This is a genomic window from Streptomyces sp. DSM 120436 (assembly GCF_055778765.1).
Genome location: NZ_JBSKBS010000001.1, coordinates 1,339,772 through 1,353,390 on the forward strand (window position 1 = coordinate 1,339,772; position 13,619 = coordinate 1,353,390).

15 protein-coding genes, 2 tRNA genes and 1 pseudogene are annotated in these 13,619 nt (G+C 71.4%); 13 read left to right on the top strand and 5 right to left on the bottom strand.

Annotated features, from left to right (window positions below; translation table 11 throughout):
• Positions 1–9 precede the first annotated feature (9 nt).
• The 4 genes and pseudogenes from ACWH4W_RS06115 to ACWH4W_RS06130 all read left to right on the top strand — a co-directional run bounded on the left by ACWH4W_RS06115 (position 10) and on the right by ACWH4W_RS06130 (position 1,960).
• On the top strand, positions 10–750 hold the full coding sequence (locus ACWH4W_RS06115; protein ID WP_473074785.1) for a DUF3566 domain-containing protein: 741 nt from the start codon (positions 10–12) through the stop codon (positions 748–750).
• 121 nt (positions 751–871) lie between these two features.
• Positions 872–948, top strand: a tRNA-Ile gene (locus tag ACWH4W_RS06120).
• Positions 949–1,029: 81 nt separating this feature from the next.
• Entirely contained in the window at positions 1,030–1,488 is a 459-nt protein-coding gene (locus tag ACWH4W_RS06125) for an ASCH domain-containing protein (RefSeq protein ID WP_473074786.1), read from the top strand.
• A gap of 86 nt (positions 1,489–1,574) precedes the next feature.
• A pseudogene (locus ACWH4W_RS06130) lies at positions 1,575–1,960 on the top strand (VOC family protein).
• Between the two features lie 253 nt (positions 1,961–2,213).
• On the opposite strand, the gene ACWH4W_RS06135 reads toward ACWH4W_RS06130, so the two are convergent.
• Positions 2,214–2,657 carry a DUF6344 domain-containing protein gene (locus ACWH4W_RS06135; RefSeq protein ID WP_473074787.1) on the bottom strand — a complete coding sequence of 148 codons (444 nt, stop codon included), beginning with the start codon at positions 2,655–2,657 and terminating at the stop codon, positions 2,214–2,216.
• A gap of 338 nt (positions 2,658–2,995) precedes the next feature.
• Between ACWH4W_RS06135 and ACWH4W_RS06140 the strand changes: the two genes are divergently transcribed.
• Positions 2,996–3,124 (top strand): DLW-39 family protein, encoded by a 129-nt coding sequence (locus tag ACWH4W_RS06140; RefSeq protein ID WP_003999697.1) that lies wholly within the window; start codon positions 2,996–2,998, stop codon positions 3,122–3,124.
• A 142-nt stretch (positions 3,125–3,266) separates the two neighbouring features.
• Positions 3,267–4,622 carry a hypothetical protein gene (locus tag ACWH4W_RS06145; protein WP_473074788.1) on the top strand — a complete coding sequence of 452 codons (1,356 nt, stop codon included), beginning with the start codon at positions 3,267–3,269 and terminating at the stop codon, positions 4,620–4,622.
• 37 nt (positions 4,623–4,659) lie between these two features.
• On the opposite strand, the gene ACWH4W_RS06150 is transcribed toward ACWH4W_RS06145, so the two are convergent.
• Both ACWH4W_RS06150 and ACWH4W_RS06155 read right to left on the bottom strand, forming a co-directional pair.
• Positions 4,660–6,255: a serine/threonine-protein kinase gene (locus ACWH4W_RS06150; protein ID WP_473074789.1), complete on the bottom strand. Its 1,596-nt coding sequence runs from the start codon at positions 6,253–6,255 to the stop codon at positions 4,660–4,662.
• A 141-nt stretch (positions 6,256–6,396) separates the two neighbouring features.
• Entirely contained in the window at positions 6,397–6,945 is a 549-nt protein-coding gene (locus ACWH4W_RS06155) for a helix-turn-helix domain-containing protein (RefSeq protein ID WP_019526636.1), read from the bottom strand.
• Positions 6,946–7,127: 182 nt separating this feature from the next.
• Here ACWH4W_RS06155 and ACWH4W_RS06160 point away from each other — a divergent pair.
• A tRNA-Ala gene (locus ACWH4W_RS06160) sits at positions 7,128–7,200 on the top strand.
• A 161-nt stretch (positions 7,201–7,361) separates the two neighbouring features.
• On the opposite strand, the gene ACWH4W_RS06165 is transcribed toward ACWH4W_RS06160, so the two are convergent.
• Complete coding sequence (locus tag ACWH4W_RS06165) at positions 7,362–8,060, bottom strand: DUF5324 family protein (RefSeq protein WP_473074790.1); 699 nt, start codon at positions 8,058–8,060, stop codon at positions 7,362–7,364.
• A 337-nt stretch (positions 8,061–8,397) separates the two neighbouring features.
• On the opposite strand from ACWH4W_RS06165, the gene ACWH4W_RS06170 reads away from it, so the two are divergent.
• Together ACWH4W_RS06170 and ACWH4W_RS06175 are read left to right on the top strand one after the other, a co-directional pair.
• Positions 8,398–8,925 (top strand): peptidylprolyl isomerase, encoded by a 528-nt coding sequence (locus tag ACWH4W_RS06170; RefSeq protein WP_473074791.1) that lies wholly within the window; start codon positions 8,398–8,400, stop codon positions 8,923–8,925.
• A gap of 103 nt (positions 8,926–9,028) precedes the next feature.
• Positions 9,029–9,916, top strand: coding sequence for a rhomboid family intramembrane serine protease (locus ACWH4W_RS06175; RefSeq protein WP_473074792.1), 888 nt, complete (start codon positions 9,029–9,031; stop codon positions 9,914–9,916).
• A gap of 300 nt (positions 9,917–10,216) precedes the next feature.
• Here ACWH4W_RS06175 and crgA read toward each other — a convergent pair whose 3' ends face one another.
• Positions 10,217–10,471, bottom strand: coding sequence for a cell division protein CrgA (gene crgA / locus ACWH4W_RS06180; RefSeq protein WP_473074793.1), 255 nt, complete (start codon positions 10,469–10,471; stop codon positions 10,217–10,219).
• 140 nt (positions 10,472–10,611) lie between these two features.
• On the opposite strand from crgA, the gene ACWH4W_RS06185 reads away from it, so the two are divergent.
• The 4 genes from ACWH4W_RS06185 to ACWH4W_RS06200 all read left to right on the top strand — a co-directional run bounded on the left by ACWH4W_RS06185 (position 10,612) and on the right by ACWH4W_RS06200 (position 13,606).
• The gene (locus ACWH4W_RS06185) at positions 10,612–11,394 is read left to right on the top strand and encodes a DUF881 domain-containing protein (protein ID WP_473074794.1); all 783 of its coding nucleotides are present in this window, start codon (positions 10,612–10,614) and stop codon (positions 11,392–11,394) included.
• Between the two features lie 219 nt (positions 11,395–11,613).
• A complete protein-coding gene (locus tag ACWH4W_RS06190) occupies positions 11,614–11,775 on the top strand; it encodes a hypothetical protein (RefSeq protein ID WP_473074795.1) in 162 nt (53 codons plus the stop codon).
• Positions 11,772–12,410, top strand: a complete 639-nt coding sequence (locus tag ACWH4W_RS06195; RefSeq protein WP_473074796.1) for an aminodeoxychorismate/anthranilate synthase component II — start codon at positions 11,772–11,774, stop codon at positions 12,408–12,410. The genes ACWH4W_RS06190 and ACWH4W_RS06195 overlap by 4 nt, the downstream gene beginning before the upstream one ends.
• A complete protein-coding gene (locus tag ACWH4W_RS06200) occupies positions 12,407–13,606 on the top strand; it encodes a class E sortase (protein WP_473074797.1) in 1,200 nt (399 codons plus the stop codon). Before ACWH4W_RS06195 ends, ACWH4W_RS06200 begins: the two co-directional genes overlap by 4 nt.
• Positions 13,607–13,619 lie beyond the last annotated feature (13 nt).

The following is a 13,619-nucleotide window of genomic DNA, read 5'->3' on the forward strand; positions in this document are numbered from 1 at the left end:
TGAGTCAGCGTGAGCGGAGCCACGGGCGCCGGACCGGCCGGTACCAGTACGGGAACGGACGGCGGCGGCCGTGGCTCCGCCGCGCGGACGACAGATCCGCACACGACCAATCTCAAACCGATCAAGGCGCCGATCTCCGACGCCTCCTCGTCCACCAGGCAGGGATCCCAGGGGGGAACCGTGACGGACACCCGAGGCCCGCAGGAGGCCGCACCCGGGCAGGGTGCCGCCGCTCATGCGGCCTCACCGCTGCCGGGGGAACGGCGGCCGCAGCAGCAGGCGGGCCCGTACCACCCGCCGCAGGCCTACCCGGACCAGACCGCCGCCGGCCGCACCGGCGCGGTGCGCCGGCCCCGCACGGGGGCCAGCACCACCCCGCGCGTGCGCAAGGCGCGCCTGCGCGTGGCGAAGGCCGACCCGTGGTCGGTCATGAAGGTCAGCTTCCTGCTGTCGATCGCCCTCGGCATCTGCACGATCGTCGCGGCGGCGGTGCTGTGGATGGTCATGGACGCCATGGGCGTGTTCTCGACCGTCGGCGGCACGATCTCCGAGGCGACCGGCTCGGAGGGATCGAACGGCTTCGACCTCCAGTCGTTCCTGTCGCTGCCCAACGTCCTGATGTTCACGACGGTCATCGCGGTCATCGACGTCATCCTCGCGACCGCGCTGGCGACCCTGGGCGCGTTCATCTACAACCTGTCGGCCGGTTTCGTGGGCGGTGTCGAGCTGACCCTGGCCGAGGACGAGTGACCAGCTCGGAGGGTGCGCCCGGGCCGCGCTGACGGTCCCCGGGGAACCGATTTTGGGACTGCCCCGGTCGTGCGCTAATCTTCAGGAGTCAGCGCGCGGGAGACACCCCGCAAGGCGCGGCGGGGCTATAGCTCAGTTGGTTAGAGCGCATCCCTGATAAGGATGAGGCCACAGGTTCAAATCCTGTTAGCCCCACCAGCGAGAAGGCCCCCGGTCCATCGGACCGGGGGCCTTCTCGTTGTGGGCACCTGGTGTGGCGTGTCGCCTTACGGTGATCGCATGACATCCGACTCCACGTTGTCGCCCGCGGACATCGCGTCCCTGCCCAGGGCGGAGTTCGCCTTTCCCGGCCCGCTGCGCGACCGGCTCGTCGCGGCGATTCTCGACGGGTCCAAGACCGCCACGACGGGACTCGTCGCCGAGTACGAGCACGAGGGGGAGCCCCTGCCCGAGGTCGGGAGCCGTGCGGTGGTCGTCGACTCCGGCGACCGTCCGGTCGCGGTCGTCGAGGTGACGGGCGTGTCCGTCGTCCCGTTGGCGCAGGTGGACCTCGCGCACGTGATGGCCGAGGGGGAGGGGCACGCCGGCGTGGCCGAGTGGCGCGTGGACCACGAGCGGTTCTGGAGCGGCGAGGCGATGCGTGCGGCTCTGAGCGACCAGGACTTCGTCGTGGACGATGCGACGCCGGTGGTGCTGGAACGGTTCCGCGTCGTCACCGACCTCCGCCCCGCCGACTGAGGCGTCCTCCGCGGAAACCCGTCGTGTCGCGCGGAGCCGGGCGGTACGGTCGCGGGCTTGCGCTTCCGGGGGGAAGGTGGGGCTTCATGGCGAGTCGGATCAGTGAACTGGTGCTGGAGTGCCGCGACCCGGAGCGGCTCGCGCGGTTCTGGTGCGAGGTGCTCGACTTCGTGGAACTGGACCGCGACGGGGACGACATCGAGACCGGCCCCCGTGAAGGGTTCGGAGGCGCGCAGCCGACGACCGTCCTCAGCCGGCAGGACCATCCACAGCCGGGCAGGACACGACTGCACGTCGACGTCAACGCCGCCGACCGCGGCCAGGATGCCGAGCTGGAGCGCCTGCTGGAGCTCGGGGCCCGGCCCGCGGCCCGCGGACGGCGGGCAGACCGGCGCGGAGCCGTGGCACGTGCTCGCGGGCCCCGAGGGCGCCGTTGTTCTGCCTGCCGGGAAGGCGTCTCGACCCGCTCTGAGGGCTTGCCGCGGGTTTGGAGTGCCCGGAGTCCCGTCGGAGCCTCCCAGGGGCTCACACCGCCGTGTGCGGGGTCGCGCCCGGTGTGCGGGCGCGGAGCTGCGGACATGACCGGACCCCGGTCGGAGGACGACCGGGGTCTCGTGCTGTCTCGGCTCGTGTCGTGCCGTTGTGCTGTACGCGAGTTCGCCAGGACTTCGGGGAGCGGCGACGGCACGAGGAGGGCCGGGTCGGAGCGGCAGCGAGGCGGGGCCTCAGCGCTGCAGCGGGATCCGGGCGGGGGAGGGCGCGGGCAGGGTGGACGCCGTGTGCTCGGCGCAGTGCGCGGGGACGAGTTCGGGGTCCGGGCGTTCGGATGCCTTGTCGTGTTCCGCGGCGGTGTCCTGCTCCGCGGCCCTGTCCTGCTCCGCGGCCGTGTCCGGGTGGGGCCGGTGCCGACAACTGGGGGACTTGCCGTGCGCCTCGGCGTGGATGCGCTGCTTCATCGTGGGGGGCAGTGCTCTGATCAGTGACCAGGACCACAGGGGCGCCGTCGGCGCGGGCGCCTCCGTCGTGGGGGCGCTGTCGCTGTTGCGCGTCTTCTGGGTCTGGGGTACGGCCGCCGCGGCGGTCGTGGTGATGAGACCGAGCGCCGTGCACAGCGCGAGGAAGGCGGTGACAACGGCGTTCCACAGCTTCATGACCTTGTTCCTGGCCATGGCCCCTCACTTTCGGGTTGGGCGATTTGCGTACTTTCCTCATGATGTGTATGAGGGCCTCGAAGTGGTGGACCGACGCCCGTGCCGCGTGGATGTTCAGATGAACACCACCCGGATGGGCGCATGAACGAAGAAAATCCCTGGATACGGGAGGAAACGGAGCGAAAACACCGTGCGTGCGGGTGTGGTCACGCTCCGGCCGGACCGCCCGTGCCGCGTCGATCCAGTTGTCTCCGACGGCAGTTGGAGGCGGCGACGCAGGTCACCGATCGGTATCGACCGGTGTGTATAGTCGGGCGCCAGAGGTCCCCTACGTCAAGGAAAGACGAGGTCGCGCGGTGAAGAAGCTTCTCCTGGTCGCACTGGCCGCCATCGGCGGGCTCCTCGTGTACCGCCAGATCCAGGCGGATCGCGCCGAGCAGGATCTGTGGACGGAGGCGACTGACTCCGTGCCCACGGGTTCGTGAGTACCGACATACGACGCTGAACAGACCCCGGCCGCCTGCGCGGTCGGGGTTTTGTGCGGCCGGGGCCTTGTGGCCCGGCCTCGTCCCCGGTGCAGGATGGGCGGCGGCACGGTGCGAGGCCCGGCGGTGACGAGGGGGGCGCGTGAGGGGACGGCAGGGCACGGCGCGGAGGACGGCGGGACGGAACCGCTGGTACGTCGTCGCGGGACGCCCGGTGCTGGTGGCCGCGCTCGCCCTTGGGACCGCCCTGACGGGACACCAGGTCCACGCCGCCGGCCAGGACACCGCCCGCGTCCCCGCCTACGCCTTCGCCGAGGACGCGCGGCGGATCGAGGGCGCCGGGAGCACCGCCGACGCCGTGGAGCTGGAGCCCGGCCGGACCTACCGCAGCACGCTCCCGCCCGACGGCAAGGTGTACTACCGCCTGGAGCTGGACGACACCAGCACCGCCTACGCCTCCGCCACGGCTGTCCCGCCGCCCGGTTCCGGCGTCTCCGTCGCCGACGGCGTCAAGGTCACGGTGGAGGACGCCGACGGCCGTTCCTGCGACGTGGACACGTCGGCCTTCGGCGCGCCGGGCACTCCCCACCCGGTCGCCGCGTGGGCCATGCGGGAGATCTCCCCCAGAAGGAGCCTCTGCACCCGGGCCGGCACGTACTACGTGACCGTCGAGCGCGCCGCGCCCGACGCGCGCGGTGCCTCCCCCGACCCCTGGGAGCTGGAGCTCAGCACGGTGTCGGAGCCCGGGACGGAGTCGGCGGACCGCACGACCGCGCCCGAGGTGTGGGACTCGGCCACGCCCGCCCCCGTCCGGGGAACCGTCCGACGCCGCCCGGGCGGCGCGGGGTTCGCGCAGGCGGCTCCGCTCGGCGAGGGTGTGTGGCGGGACGACATACGGCCGGGCCAGACGCTCTTCTACCAGGTGGCCGTCGACTGGGGCCGGCAGCTCCACGTCACCGCCGAGCTGGGCAGCTCGGGCACGGACAGCCCCGGCTACGAGGCCTCCGCGCTCTCCCTGGACCTCTACAACCCGGTGCGGGGCCACGTCGAGGACCTGTCCGTCGGCTACGACGGCGGCCAGAAGTCCAAGGCGCTCAAGCCCCTGCCGCCGGTCGCGTACGAGAACCGGCACGCCTCCGGGCAGCAGGTCTCGGCGGTGCGGTTCGCCGGCGCCTACTACCTCGTCGCCCACCTCTCGCCGGAGGTCGCGGAGGACTTCGGCGACGGGCCGGTGCCGCTGACGCTGCGCGTCCGGCTGGGCGGGGCGGCGCAGGACGGGCCGGACTACGCGGGCGGGCCCGTGCCGTCGGACGTCTTCTCGGTCACGGGCGGTGCGGGCGGGGCGGCCTCGGGCGGGGGCGGGGACGGCACGGCGGGCGACGAGACCGTGTACCGGGTGCTCGCGGCGGGCGGCATCGGCACCGGGAGCGCCCTGGTGGTGGGGCTCGGGGTGTGGACGGTGGTGGCTCGGCGGCGGGCCGCGGTCTCCCCCGGCTGATCCGGTGACGTCGTCGTCGCCGGTGCGCGCGGCGGTGTCAGATCCGGGTGAGCGCCCAGAAGCCCACGGCGTAGCAGGCCAGTGCCAGCAGCAGGACGGGCACGGCCACCCGCGCCGGGGGACCGGGCCGCCGGGCGGTGCGCCGACGGTGGGAGCGGGGGCCCGGCGCGTGCTGCGCGGTCACCGTGTCCGGAGGCGGAACCCGCGGCGGCTGGGCGGTGTATTCAGCAGTGGAGGCATCGGGACGCACGGCCGGTCGTGGCAGGGGGGAGCGCAGCGGATGGGTCGGTTCGTAGGGGGAGACCTCGGACGCCTGGTGCTGGTGGCCGTACGGGGGGTGGGGCACGTACTGCGGGGGCTGAGGGGGGTGCTCGGGGAAGCGAGGGTCGGGGACGGAGGGTGGCTGCGTCGGGGAGGACGCGGGGGTGGCGGGAGCGGCTGCCTGGGGCGGCGGCAGGGGGAAGCTTCCGGTGTCCGCGGGGGAGGCGGGCTGCGGGGCGGCGTCCGGTGGCGTCATGGGGGAGCCGGTGGTGGCGCTCCGTGGACCGGGGAGCGGGCCGGGGGGAGCGGCGTTCCACGCCGGCCGGGGCTCGGGCAGGCCGTCCTCGCCGGGGCCCGCCGCCGCTCCGGCTCCGGTGCCCGTCGTCCCCCCGGCCGTGCGCGGGGACGCCCCGCTGCTTCCGGGGCTCTGCCCCGTCCTCTGAGCCCTGACCCCTGGCCCTCCCGTCCCCGGGTGAAGTCCGGACGCTCTCTTCTCCGGGCCGTCCTCGGTGAACCCGGGAGGGAGCGGCCCCAGTTGGTCGAAGATCTCGATCAGCTCGTCGTCGGGGCCGGGCTCCGGCAGCAGCTCCGCCGCTGTCGCGAGCGCCTTGCGCGCCCCCGTGGCCGTGCGGAAGCGCGCCTCGGGATCGGGCTGCAGCAGGGTCGCCACGACCTGCCACAGCGGCTCGGGGATGCCCCGGGGCGCACCCGGCGTCCCGTGGTCGGCGAAGTACTGGATGAGGGCCTTGGCGTCCGGTTTCGCGCCCTCGAGCAGGTACAGGGCGACCAGGCCCACGGCGAACAGGTCGGCGGGGAAGTCCGGCTCGGCGCCCATCATCTGCTCCGGGGCCAGGTACCCCGGGGTGCCGACGACCAGGTCGGTCTCGGTCAGCCGGGGTTCACCCAGCCGCATGGCGATGCCGAAGTCCGACAGCCGCAGCTTCGGCCTGCTCCTGCCGGTGGCTTCCAGCAGCACGTTGGCGGGCTTGATGTCGCGGTGCACCACGTCCTCCGCGTGCACCGCGGAGAGCCCCGAGAGGAGCTGGTCGAGCAGGGTGCAGACGAACGCGGGCGGCAGCGGGCCGTAGTCGCCGACCAGGTGCACCAGGGAACCGCCGGTGACCAGGTCCATGGTGAAAAGGACCTTGTCGTCGTCGGCGGCCCAGCTGGTGGGGGCGAGGACGTGCGGGTGGTCGATCCGCAGCGCCTGCTCGCGCACGAAGCGCAGCAGCGAATGGGCGTCGCGCTGCAGCAGCACCTTCGCCGCCACATAACGGCGACGGCGGTGGTCCCAGGCGCGCCAGACCGCGCCCACTCCCCCGCGTCCGATCGGGTCGACCAGCTCGTACCGGCCGGCGAAGACCTCACCCATGGCTGTTCGTCGCTCCTCCCCCTGAGACGTCCCCCTGTCTCTCCCCCACGACGAGCGATACGACTCCCCCTGTGCCCTGGTGTCCCTCCGGTTCCCGCGTGTCACCGGCGGCCGAACCCCCTTCGGCCGCCGGGCGGTGCATCAGCTCTGGTGTGCCTGGTAGTGCGTGACCGCGTCGGCCGTGCGGCCGGCCCCGTAGACCCGGAGGAACTCCGCCAGCTCCGGGTGGGTGGGCGCGAGCGAGTCCGCGGCGTCGAGGATGTCGCCGGCGGCCGCCACCGAGCGCAGCAGGGACTGGATCTCACGGACCACGCGCTTGACCGTGGGAGCACCTGAACTGCTCGTGGTCTGCGTGGTGTTGGTGAGGACGGAGCCCCCCTGGGACTTCTTGATCTCCTCCATGCGCTCCGTCGCCTCGGCCGCGCTGACGCTGCCGTCCGCGACCTGCCCCGCCAGGTCCTGCAGCAGCTGCACGCGCTGGACCACCGCCGGGTTGCCGATCTTCGCCCGCTGGCCGCTCATCAGCTGCGACAGCATCGGTGCGGACAGCCCGAGGACCCCCGCCAGACGGGCCTGGTTGAGGCCCAGGTCGTCTATGAGCCTACGGAAGAGCGCCCCCAGCGGCTCCCCGTACCAGTTCCGCTGCAGTTCCCGCGCTCTGGCGGTGGCTTCCTGCTGTGCGGCGTCCATTGCGTCTCCCCATCGCTTCCCCATGAACCGTGGGTTCGCTAGAGCGAACCACGCCGAGCATCTTACGGAGAGTGGTTGGTCACGGGGACCCCCAATCTTTTTGCGGAATCCCCGGGGAGACCCGGTACTCTGGTCCCGGACGCCTGCCGGGATGTGTTTGTCCTGGTGGACGCCACCCTCCCGGGGCCTTAGCTCAGTTGGTAGAGCGCTGTCTTTGCATGGCAGATGTCAGGGGTTCGACTCCCCTAGGCTCCACAGAGAACCCCTCCACCTGCGGAAACGCGGTGCGAGGGGTCTTGCTTCACATGAAACGGAGCGGCGGGACAATGAAACGGAGCGGCGGGACAGAGGATCAGGTCCTCTGTCCCGCCGCTCCGTTCGCTCCGTTCCTCGTGCCGACGGCCAAGGTCCCGCCGTCAGTTCTCGTCGCGCTTGGCGGCGTCTTCCTCGGCCTCCTTGGCTTCGACCTCGGGGTCCAGGGCGCCCACGTCGCTGCCGTCCACGGAGGTCAGGGCAGTCGAGCCGGACACGTCCGTCGCGGCCGGCGGTTCCACCAGCCAGTCCGGGTTGGCCTGCTTGTCCCACCACTTCCAGGCGGCATAGGCCCCGCCTGCCACGGCACCCAGAATCAGGACGGCCTTGGCCGCACGGCCGGCCTTGGCCCGCCGCTGCTGCTTGCGCACGAGCTTCTGGATCTGCTGGGCCGAGACCTGGCCCCGCAGGGCGGCGAGCGCGGCCGCGCTCCGGGCCGCGGCCTCCTCCCGGGCGGGTCCGGCGACGGCCGCCGCCTGCTCGATCACCGGCCGGGAGTATTCCGCGGCCTGGCGGGCGGCGAGGCGCGTACGGACGGCGGCCTGGTGGGCGGCCTTGTCGACCTTCGGCGGCACGTGGGTCTTGACCTGTTCCAGATACGGCTGCACACGGGCGTCGTAGTGGACGCGCGCCTGCTCCGCGGCCTGCGACACCTTGGGCGCGAGGCGCACGCGGGCCTCCTGTGCGTAGTGCGCGGCCCTGACCTTGGCCGTGTCGGCGTAGGGCGCCACCACTTCCGCGGCGTGCAGCACGCTGTCCTTCGCCGAACCGGTCGCGGCGCGCACGCTGTCGATGCGGGTCACGAGTTCCTCCTCCTCGGTGGCGTACGGTATTTCGACTTTCCACCCTTTTACGGATCATGCCTGCCGGGTCGGTGCGCGGCATGCGTGGACGGGCGAACGGGTGCCGTCCTCGGTGACCGACGGCGATATCGGGAGCGAGGGGCGTATGCGGTGCGACGGGTGCGTCTCGCCGACGATGCCACGGATCGGCGCGATGTGCCCCCGGCGCGGGAGGACTCCTGGCGGTTCCCGCAGGCGGTACGGCCCCGGACACGGCCCTGTGGACGGAGGCCGGGCGACTGCGCGCCCGGTCCGTGCGAGGATCAGGGAGTCACGGAAAGACAACGGAAGGCACATCGTGGCTACGCAGCTCTACGCCACCCTGAAGACCAATCACGGCGACATCCAGGTCCAGCTCTTCCCGGACCACGCGCCGCAGACGGTCAAGAACTTCGTCGAGCTCGCCAAGGGCGAGCGGGAGTGGACGCACCCCCGGACCGGCCAGAAGACCACGGACAGGCTGTACGACGGCACGGTCTTCCACCGGGTGATCAGCGGCTTCATGATCCAGGGCGGTGACCCGCTGGGCAACGGCACCGGCGGCCCCGGCTACCAGTTCGGCGACGAGTTCCACCCGGACCTGCGCTTCGACAAGCCCTACCTGCTGGCGATGGCCAACGCCGGTCCGGGCACCAACGGCTCGCAGTTCTTCATCACGGTCGCCCCGACGGCCTGGCTGAACCGCAAGCACACGATCTTCGGCGAGGTCACCGACGCCGCGAGCCAGAAGGTCATCGACACCATCGCCTCGACGCAGACCAACCCGCGCACCGACCGCCCGGTGAACGACGTGGTCATCGAGTCGGTCGAGATCCGCGAGGGCTGAGCACCTCGCTCCCCGGGGCGCGGAAGCCCCCAAGGGAACCATTCGCCCCGCTCATCCGTAAGGATGGGCGGGGCGGGGCTTTTCCAACGACCTAGGGGATCTCATGGACGACCAGGCCGCCGGCAGCCGGCAGGACGCCCAGCGTGTTCCGGGCTGTTATCGCCACCCGGACCGCGAGACCGGCGTCCGCTGCACCCGGTGCGAGCGGCCGATCTGCCCGGAGTGCATGGTCGACGCCTCGGTCGGGTTCCAGTGCCCGGACTGCGTCCGCAGCGGCGGGGGCACCGGCCACGCGCCGTCCGCCTCCATGCCCCGCACGCTGGCCGGCGGGAGCATCGCCGCGGATCCCCGGCTGGTGACCAAGATCCTCATCGGGATCAACGTCGCGGTGTTCCTCGCCGTGACGATCGAGAGGTCGCTGCTGGCCGATCTCTACCTGGTCGGCGCCTGGCCGCCGGCGCCGTTCGTGCCCACGCAGGGCGTGGCGGGCGGAGAGTGGCACCGCCTGGTGACCTCGATGTTCACGCACGAGGAGATCTGGCACATCGGTTTCAACATGCTCAGCCTGTGGCTGCTCGGCGGACCGCTGGAACAGCACCTGGGCCGGGCGCGCTATCTCGCGCTGTATCTGATCTCCGGCCTGGCGGGCAGCGCCCTGACGTATCTGCTGGCCGGGGGGAGTACGGCCTCGCTCGGTGCGTCCGGGGCGGTTTTCGGGCTGTTCGGCGCGACCGCCGTGCTGATGCGCAGGCTCCGCTACGACATGCGGCCGATCATCGCCCTGCTGGCGATCAACCTCGTCCTCACCTTCAGCTGGAGCGGCATCGCCTGGGAGGCCCACATCGGGGGACTGGCCGCCGGTGTCGTCATCGGCTACGCGATGGTGCACGCCCCGCGTGAGCGGCGGGCACTGGTGCAGTACGGCACCTGTGCGCTGGTGCTGGCCGTGGTTGTGCTGATCACGCTGGTGAGGACCGCGCAGCTCGCCTGACCAAGCGTTTGTCCACAGACGGTGCAGGATCTTGTGCACACGGTGCGGGACGTGTGCCGCGTTCGGTCACGGGCTGCTGTTTCCACAGGTCAGGCCGCATGGGAACAGGCTTTCGGTGCTGATATTTCTGTCACACCGGCGTCAACCTGAAGATGGTTATCCACAGATTGGGTTGCCTATCCACATGTGGACAAAGGCTGTGGATAACTCAGGGGAAAACCCTGCCCAGAGCTGTGGACCCCTCTGGGCAGGGCAGGGCTCAGCGGCCGGCCGGAGCCGTGCGCGGAGTCCGGTCCGGCGCTACTTCCACTGCGTGGAGACGCCGAACCCGGCGGCGATGAAGCCGAAGCCCACCACGATGTTCCAGTTGCCCAGCGAGTCGACGGGCAGCGAGCCGTCCGTGACGTAGAAGACGACGATCCAGGCCAGGCCGATGAGGAACAGGGCCAGCATCACCGGCGCGACCCAGGCGCGGTTGGTCAGCTTGATCGCGGCCGACTGCTTGGCCGGCGGCGGCGTGTAGTCGGCCTTCTTGCGGATACGTGACTTCGGCACGAGGGTCTCTCCTGTCGATGCGCTGCGTGGCCGCGCAGGGTCTGGGTCGGGCTCGGGGCAGCGTACAAGGGGACTCTGAGTGCTCCCCCGGGCGTCCGTTAGCGTAGTGCTTCTACGGCGCCGAAGGAGATAAGGGTACGTTGAGCAATTCTGCCGACTTCCCGGGGACGGAATCCAGTCCCGCAGCCCGCCGACGCCGTCTGCGTCCGGTGCGGGTGCTCACCGCGGGCATCTTCGCCCTCGCGGGCCTCCTCTTCTTCGTCAGTTTCGACACGGCCAAGGGCACCAACATCCGCACGGACGCCTCCCTGCTGAAGCTGTCCGACCTGATCCACGAGCGCAGCCGCAAGAACGCCGAGCTCGACGAGTCCAACGGGACGCTGCGCGAGGACGTCGAGGCCCTCGCCGAGCGCGACGACGGCAGCACGGAGGCCGAGGACGCCAGCCTCGCCGAGCTGGAGGAGCGCGCCGGCACCCAGGAGCTGAAGGGCGAGGCGATCACGGTCACCCTGAACGACGCCCCGCCGGACGCCACCGCCAAGCTCCCCGGCTATCCGGAACCGCAGCCGGACTACCTGGTCATCCACCAGCAGGACCTCCAGGCCGTGGTGAACGCCATGTGGCAGGGCGGCGCCGAGGGCATCAAGGTGATGGACCAGCGGCTGATCTCCACCAGCGCCGTGCGCTGCGTGGGCAACACCCTGATCCTCCAGGGCCGCGTCTACTCGCCGCCGTACACGATCACCGCGGTCGGGGACCCGGAGAAGCTGAGGAAGGCGCTCGCCGCCTCACCGGCGATCCAGAACTACATGGTGTACGTCAACGTCTACGGCCTCGGCTGGAAGGTCGAGGACGAGGGGACCGTCACCCTGCCCGGCTACAGCGGCACGGTGGACCTGCGCTACGCCGAACCCGTGGACTGACACGCCCCGCCCTCCCCCGTCGTGCCGTCGTCCCGTTTCACGTGGAACATGCGTCCGGTGTCGAGGCGATCGGCCTCGCGGCACGTACTGAGGGGTGCACACAGCGGACCGGTCGGCTTGTCACACAGCCTGTGGAGGCCGGGAAACAGAGGGCGTCCCGCCGTTAGTCTGGTGGCGTACGGCGTGGGTCTGGTGCCGTGGTACGACGGAAGGGACGGCATGTACAGCTGGATCTGGCGGCATCTGCCGGGCAACGGATGGGTGAAGGCGCTCATCTCCCTCGTGCTGGTCGTCGCCGTGGTCTACGTCCTCTTCCAGTACGTCTTCCCCTGGGCCGAGCCGCTGCTGCCCTTCAACGATGTGACGGTGGACAACCAGTGAGCGCGCGCATTCTCGTCGTCGACAACTACGACAGCTTCGTCTTCAACCTGGTCCAGTACCTGTACCAGCTGGGCGCCGAGTGCGAGGTCCTGCGCAACGACGAGGTGTCGACGTCGCACGCCCAGGACCGTTTCGACGGTGTGCTGCTGTCCCCGGGGCCCGGCACACCCGAGGAGGCCGGCGTCTGCGTGGACATGGTGCGGCACTGCGCCGCGACCGGCGTCCCCGTCTTCGGCGTCTGCCTCGGCATGCAGTCGATGCAGGTGGCGTACGGCGGTGTGGTCGGCCGGGCCCCCGAGCTGCTGCACGGCAAGACCTCCCCGGTGACCCACGGGGGCAAGGGCGTCTTCGCCGGACTGCCCTCGCCCTTCACCGCCACCCGGTACCACTCGCTGGCCGCCGAGCCGGCCACGGTGCCCGCCGAGCTGGAGGTCACGGCCCGCACCGAGGACGGCATCGTGATGGGGCTGAGGCACCGCGAACTCCCGGTCGAAGGGGTGCAGTTCCACCCCGAGTCGGTGCTGACCGAACACGGCCACCGGATGCTGGCCAACTGGCTCGCGGAGTGCGGTGACCCGGACGCCGTGGCGAGGTCCGCGGGGCTCGCCCCGGTGGTGGGCAGGTCCTCGGCGTGACGGCGCTGCGCCCCGAGCGCGAGTCCGGCGCCCACGGTCACGGCGCCGGCGACCACCCCACCTCGTACGGCGGCCAGCCGTACGAGGTCCAGGGTGCGTACGGGGCTCAGGGTGCGTACAGGGCTCAGGGTGCGTACGGGGCCCAGGGGGCGTACGAGGACGGCTGGTACGGCCAGGAGGCGACGCCCGATCCCTACGCGGGGAGCCCCGGCCAGGAGGCGACGCCCGCCCCCTACGCGGGGAACACCGACGACGCCACCGCGCAGCTCCCGCCGGTCGACGACGAGACCGTCGCGCTGCGCATCCCGGACCCGCCCTCGCGGGCGACGCGCGAGGAGCCCCCGTCGGCCGGGGGCCGGGCGGCCCGCAGGAAGGCCGCCAAGAAGCGGCAGGGACGCCGTGGAGGCTCCCACAAGGCCGGGGGCGGACCCGCAAGTGGCACAGGACGGGACGACGCCTCTGAGGGGGCGTCACGGGCCCCGCTGTCCCGGGTCGAGGCGCGCAGGCAGGCACGGGCCCGCAAGGCGAGCCCGGCGGTCGTGGCGAGCCGGGTCGTCGGCGAGGTGTTCATCACCTCCGGCGTGCTGATGCTGCTGTTCGTCACCTACCAGCTGTGGTGGACGAACGTGCGCGCCCAGGCGCAGGCCGGCAAGGAGGCCAGCGACCTCCAGCGGGACTGGGCGAACGGCGAGCGCAAGCCCGGCGCGTTCGAACCGGGGCAGGGCTTCGCTCTGCTGCACATACCGAAGCTGGACGTGGTGGTGCCGATCGCCGCGGGCATCAGCGACGAGAAGGTCCTCGACCGGGGCATGGTCGGCCACTACGCGGAGGACCCGCTGAAGACGGCGCTGCCGGACGACAAGACCGGCAACTTCGGTCTCGCGGGGCACCGCAACACGCACGGGGAGCCGTTCCGGTACATCAACCGGCTGGAGCAGGGTGATCCGATCGTCGTGGAGACGCAGGACAAGTACTTCGTGTACAAGACGGCGTCGATGCTGCCGGTGACGCCGCCGAGCAACATCAGCGTCCTCGACCCGGTGCCCAAGGGATCGGGCTTCACCAAGCCGGGCCGCTACATCACGCTGACCACGTGCACACCTGAGTTCACCAGCAAGTACCGCTTGATCGTCTGGGGCCAGATGGTCGAGGAACGGCCGCGCAGCAAGGGCAAGCCGGATGCGCTCGTCAGTTAAGGGCAGAGGAAAC